The sequence below is a fragment of the Kribbella sp. genome, assembly GCF_035655035.1.
Classification (GTDB): Bacteria; Actinomycetota; Actinomycetes; order Propionibacteriales; family Kribbellaceae; genus Kribbella.
In genome coordinates this window covers 1-4,197 of sequence record NZ_DASRVN010000091.1, presented here as the reverse complement: position 1 = coordinate 4,197, position 4,197 = coordinate 1, and the positions used below count along the sequence as shown (strand labels likewise).

At 69.7% G+C, this 4,197-nt stretch carries 5 protein-coding genes and 1 pseudogene; 4 read left to right on the top strand and 2 right to left on the bottom strand.

Annotated elements, in window-relative coordinates; translation table 11 throughout:
• The 4 genes and pseudogenes from VFF46_RS05425 to VFF46_RS05410 all read left to right on the top strand — a co-directional run.
• Positions 1-194: pseudogene (locus VFF46_RS05425) on the top strand (hypothetical protein); the annotation flags it as partial.
• A 44-nt stretch (positions 195-238) separates the two neighbouring features.
• Complete coding sequence (locus VFF46_RS05420) at positions 239-880, top strand: class III extradiol dioxygenase subunit B-like domain-containing protein (RefSeq protein WP_325035902.1); 642 nt, start codon at positions 239-241, stop codon at positions 878-880.
• Positions 881-895: 15 nt separating this feature from the next.
• The gene (locus VFF46_RS05415) at positions 896-1,504 is read left to right on the top strand and encodes a hypothetical protein (protein ID WP_325035901.1); all 609 of its coding nucleotides are present in this window, start codon (positions 896-898) and stop codon (positions 1,502-1,504) included.
• Positions 1,505-1,537: 33 nt separating this feature from the next.
• The gene (locus VFF46_RS05410; protein WP_325035900.1) at positions 1,538-2,449 is read left to right on the top strand and encodes an alpha/beta hydrolase; all 912 of its coding nucleotides are present in this window, start codon (positions 1,538-1,540) and stop codon (positions 2,447-2,449) included.
• A 10-nt stretch (positions 2,450-2,459) separates the two neighbouring features.
• Here the strand turns inward: VFF46_RS05410 and VFF46_RS05405 are convergent, their stop codons facing one another.
• Both VFF46_RS05405 and VFF46_RS05400 read right to left on the bottom strand, forming a co-directional pair.
• Entirely contained in the window at positions 2,460-3,101 is a 642-nt protein-coding gene (locus VFF46_RS05405) for a hypothetical protein (protein ID WP_325035899.1), read from the bottom strand.
• Between the two features lie 40 nt (positions 3,102-3,141).
• Positions 3,142-4,119 (bottom strand): iron-siderophore ABC transporter substrate-binding protein, encoded by a 978-nt coding sequence (locus VFF46_RS05400; RefSeq protein ID WP_325035898.1) that lies wholly within the window; start codon positions 4,117-4,119, stop codon positions 3,142-3,144.
• Positions 4,120-4,197: the final 78 nt, after the last annotated feature.

The window sequence follows — 4,197 nt, the reverse complement described above, 5'->3', positions numbered from 1 at the left end:
TACTCGCCGGCCCGGGCGCACGCCGGATCACCGACGGCGTCGCAGCCACCGACGTACGGCCACTACGACCCCTCCACATCCTCTCCGCCGACGACGGCTACCTCTTCCTCCGCCACGGCCGAGACCTGCGGCCAGCTCCCGCGGGGGAGGCGGGCGGGGATGTGCCTCCCGCTTCCGCGGAGGGCGTGGGGTAATGGGGGTTGTTGTTGCGGCGGTTTGTCCGCATCCGCCGATCATCGTGCCTGAGCTCGCCTCCGGCGCTGCGCCCGAGCTCGAGCCGCTGCGCGCCGCCTGCCGGACCGCGCTCGACGCGCTGTCCTCCGCGACCAGCATCCTCGTCGTCGGCTCCGGCCCGGTGCCGGTCACGTACGGCGCGGACGCGGGTGGATCCTTCGGCCCGTACGGCGCCCCCGACGTACTGATCGGATCCGGTCCGCGGGTGCTGCCGCTCTCCTTGACCGTCGGCGGCTGGCTGCTCGAACAGTCGAAAGCCGCCGGGCTGCCGCGAACGTATCTCGGGGTGCTCATGGACGAGACACCGGCGCGCTGCCTGGAGCTCGGTCAGGAGATTGCCGCGGGCAACGAACGGATCGGTCTGCTGGTGATGGGCGACGGCTCGGCGAGGCGCAGCGATCACGCGCCGGTGCACCTGCATCCGCGGGCCGAGATCTTCGACACGACGGTCGCGAAAGCCTTCCAGGACGTGGATCTCGACGTACTCGCGGCCCTCGACCCGGACCTCGCGACCGTACTCCAAGCAGCCGGCCGCGCTCCGTGGCAGGTCCTCGCCGGAGCACTCGCCGGTACGACGCTGAACGGCGACCTGCTGTACGACGCAGCGCCGTACGGCGTCGGCTACTTCGTGGCGTCCTTTACCTAGCCACATACTGACGGGGTGACGGAGGAACAGGCTGGAGAACGGGCCGGTTATCGGCGGTCGGCGAAGTCGGCGCGGGGTGAGGCGCGGCGGCGCGAGTTGCTCGGCAAGGTGGCGGACGACCTCGGCGCGAACGGCCTGGTCGACTTCTCGCTGCGGCGGGCGGCGCGGGCGGCCGGTACCACGCACAAGGTGCTGCTGTACCACTTCGAGGGCGCCGAGGACCTGCTGACGCAGGCGGTCCTGCAGTTGCGCGAACGCCGGATCACCCGCGCGGTGTCGGCCGCGGCCGAGCGCGGCGGGTCGCTGGCCGAGCGGGTGCGGTCGATGTGGCCGACGCTGATCGGCGAGGAGTCGTGGGTGCTGGACCAGGCGATCGGCCTGGCGATGTACGACGCCGCGCGGTACGCCGATCTGGCCCGGTCGGCGTCCCGGCAGTACCTGCCGACCTTGCTGGCGTTGTGCCCGGACGGCTGGGCGGAGTCGCGTCGTACGGAGGTGGCCGAGCTGATCCTCGGGACGTTGCGCGGGTTCCTGATCGAGTGGCGGACGAGTGGGGATGCGGCGGGGATCGAGGCCGGGTTCGCCGCGCTGACCCGGGCGTTGGAGCGGGAGGAACAGGCGTAGACAGATTTGCGAACCACGTGGTTCACTTCTGGTATGCGCGAGAAGGTGAGCTTCACGAGTGCCGGGGTTGCGTGCGCGGCCTGGCACTACCCGGGGACCAACGGCGGGTGCGTGGTGATGACCGGCGGCTTCGGGGTCACGAAGGAGCCGGGGACGGATCGGTTCGCGGAGCGGTTCGCCGCGGCCGGATTCAGTGTGCTGGCGTTCGACCACCGCAACCTCGGGGAGAGCGCCGGCGAGCCGCGGCAGGTGGCGCGGGTACGGGACCAGTTAGCGGACTGGCGGGCGGCGATCGCCTACGCGAAGACGCTGCCCGGCGTACGGCGGGTGGCGATCTGGGCGTTCTCGCTGCCCGGTGGGTACATCGTCCAGCTCGCCTCGGAAGACCTCGGCCTCGCAGCAGCGATCGCCCAGTCGGCCAACGTCGACGGGCCCACGGTCACCCGCCACGCCTCCCGCTACCAGTCGACGGGCGCTGCGCTCCGCCTCCTGGGTCGCTCGCTGTTGGACGTCGTGGGTAGCTGGTTCAACCGCTCACCCCGCCTGGTGGACCTAGCCGGCCCAAGAGGCACCGTGGCTCTCCTGAACACCCCGGACGCCCAACTGGGCAGCGAAATCCTCAACCCCGATAACCGCTACCCCGGCTGGCAACAGTCCATCGCCGCCCGATCGGTGCTGCCCGCAGCCCTCTACCGCCCAGCCAAGTACGCCCCAGCCGCCCGCTGCCCGATCCTGTACGTCGTCTGCGAAGACGACAAGTCGGCGCTAGCAGCCCCCACCCTGAAGGCAGCCGCCACCACACGCCTAGCCGAGGTACTCCAGGTCCCAGGCAACCACTACGCCCCCTTCACCAACGCCCACCAGCAGGTGGTGCAAGCAGAACTAACCTTTCTCCAAAACCACCTGCTCCAAGCCAGCACACCCGCCGCTGGTCTCACCAACTGAACGTCCGCCGTCAGGTGGTTTCGATTGGTACTGCTAGCCAGCGGTCGGCTGTGTTCGCTAGGTCCTGTCGGCCTGTGGTGGCTAGTTGGGTGGTTAGTTGGGCGCGGGCTGCTTCTACGGCGGCTACTGCTTCGGCTGAGGTTGGGTGGGGACCGGACCAGTTGCAGACTGCGTCTCCGGCGTACCAGGAGCCAGTGGGGGAGCGGCGTACGTGGGAGGTGGCCAGGCGGGCTGCTGGGAGGGGGACGCCGGCCAGTTGTACTACGGCGTCCACGGCGATCGCGTCTGCGGACAGGTCCAGGAGCGGTTGGAGTTCTACGGCGTCTGTGTGGATGAACTGGTAGCCGGTCGGGGCTCGTTCGGTCAGCCAGGTGAAGGCGTTGGTGGCTGCGGTTGCCAGTTCGGCGGACAGTTCCGGGTCCAGGGTTTGGACGCCGCAGACGCGTGGGTCGGTCGGGCGGAGAGCGGCCTGGCAGCGGCGGACGAGCATCTCCTCGGGGAGGGTCTGGCGGCGGCCGACGATCCGGGACAGGCCGACGATGTCGAAGTTCAGCTCGTCGGGGGTCCGCTTCCGGCCGGGTTCGAACGCGGCGCCGGCCGCCGTACCGCGGGTCGTCCACGGGCCCACGTGCCAGCGGGTGAGAGCCGTCATACGCCAGACCCTACCCGCGCGCGGGAAGAGTGGGGGCGGGTCAGGCTGGGCGGACAGGGGCTGGTACGGCGAAAGTCTTGGCGAGGTCGTCGAGGATTGACCAGGCGCCTTGGAGGCCGACCGCGGTCATCCAGGTGAGGTCGGGTACGTCGTGGACCTTCGGCGCGAGCGGTTTCCACAGCGGGTTCGCCTTGAACTGCGCCGCGGTCTTCGCGCTCAGCCCCTTCTCGTCGGCGTACGTCGTCACGAAGATCGCGTCCGCGTCGGCGTCCTTGATCCGTTCCGGGCTGATCTCCAGCGCGAACCCGTCGACGTCCTGCGACTTCGGGCGCTTCAGCCCGGCGTCCTTGAGCACGATCCCGGAGTAGCTCGCGTTCTGGTACAGCCGGGTCGGCCCGTCGACGAACCGGACCACCGAGATCGTCGGGTTGTGCGCCTTCGCGTTGATCGCGTCGCCGGTCGCCTTCGCGGCCTTCTCGTACGCCGAGATCTCCTTCTCCGCGAGGTCCTCCGCGCCGAGCGCCTTGGCCTCCAGCCGGATGTTGTCCTTCCAGGTCGCGCCGGTGGTCTCGGACATGATCGTCGGCGCGATCGCGGACAGCTGGTCGTACAGCTTCTCGTGCCGGACCTTCGCGGTGATGATCAGGTCCGGGTTCAGCGCGGCGATCTTCTCCAGGTTCGGCTCGGCGAGCGTGCCGACCGACTCGGCCTCGGAGCCGTACTTCGTCCGGTCGTCGCCGAGGTAGTCCGGGAGCTGGCCGTTGATGGTCCGGTAGTCGGTGTACCCGACGACCGGGGTGTCCAGGATCAGCGTCGCGTCCACGTAGCTGGTGTCGAGTGCGACCACCCGCTTGGGCTTGCTCTTGATCTCGGTCTTGCCCATCGCGTGTTCGACGGTCCGCGGGAAGCCTTCGCCGGCCGCGCCGGCGGCGGCCGGGTCGTCGGATCCGGACGAGCCGCAGGCGGTCAGCGCGAGGGCGGCGGCAGCGAGCAGGGCGGCGATGCGGGGCAGGCGCACGGGTGTCTCCAGGTCGGCACGAGTGGCGGGTTAAGGTAGCTCTCCACCTCAGAAGTAAGGCAAACCTAACCATATGTC

Excerpts from the sequence above, each read along its gene's own strand:
- VFF46_RS05410 (WP_325035900.1), top strand. The coding sequence starts at position 1,538 with ATGCGCGAGAAGGTGAGCTTCACGAGTGCCGGGGTTGCGTGCGCGGCC.
- VFF46_RS05405 (WP_325035899.1), bottom strand. The coding sequence starts at position 3,101 with ATGACGGCTCTCACCCGCTGGCACGTGGGCCCGTGGACGACCCGCGGT.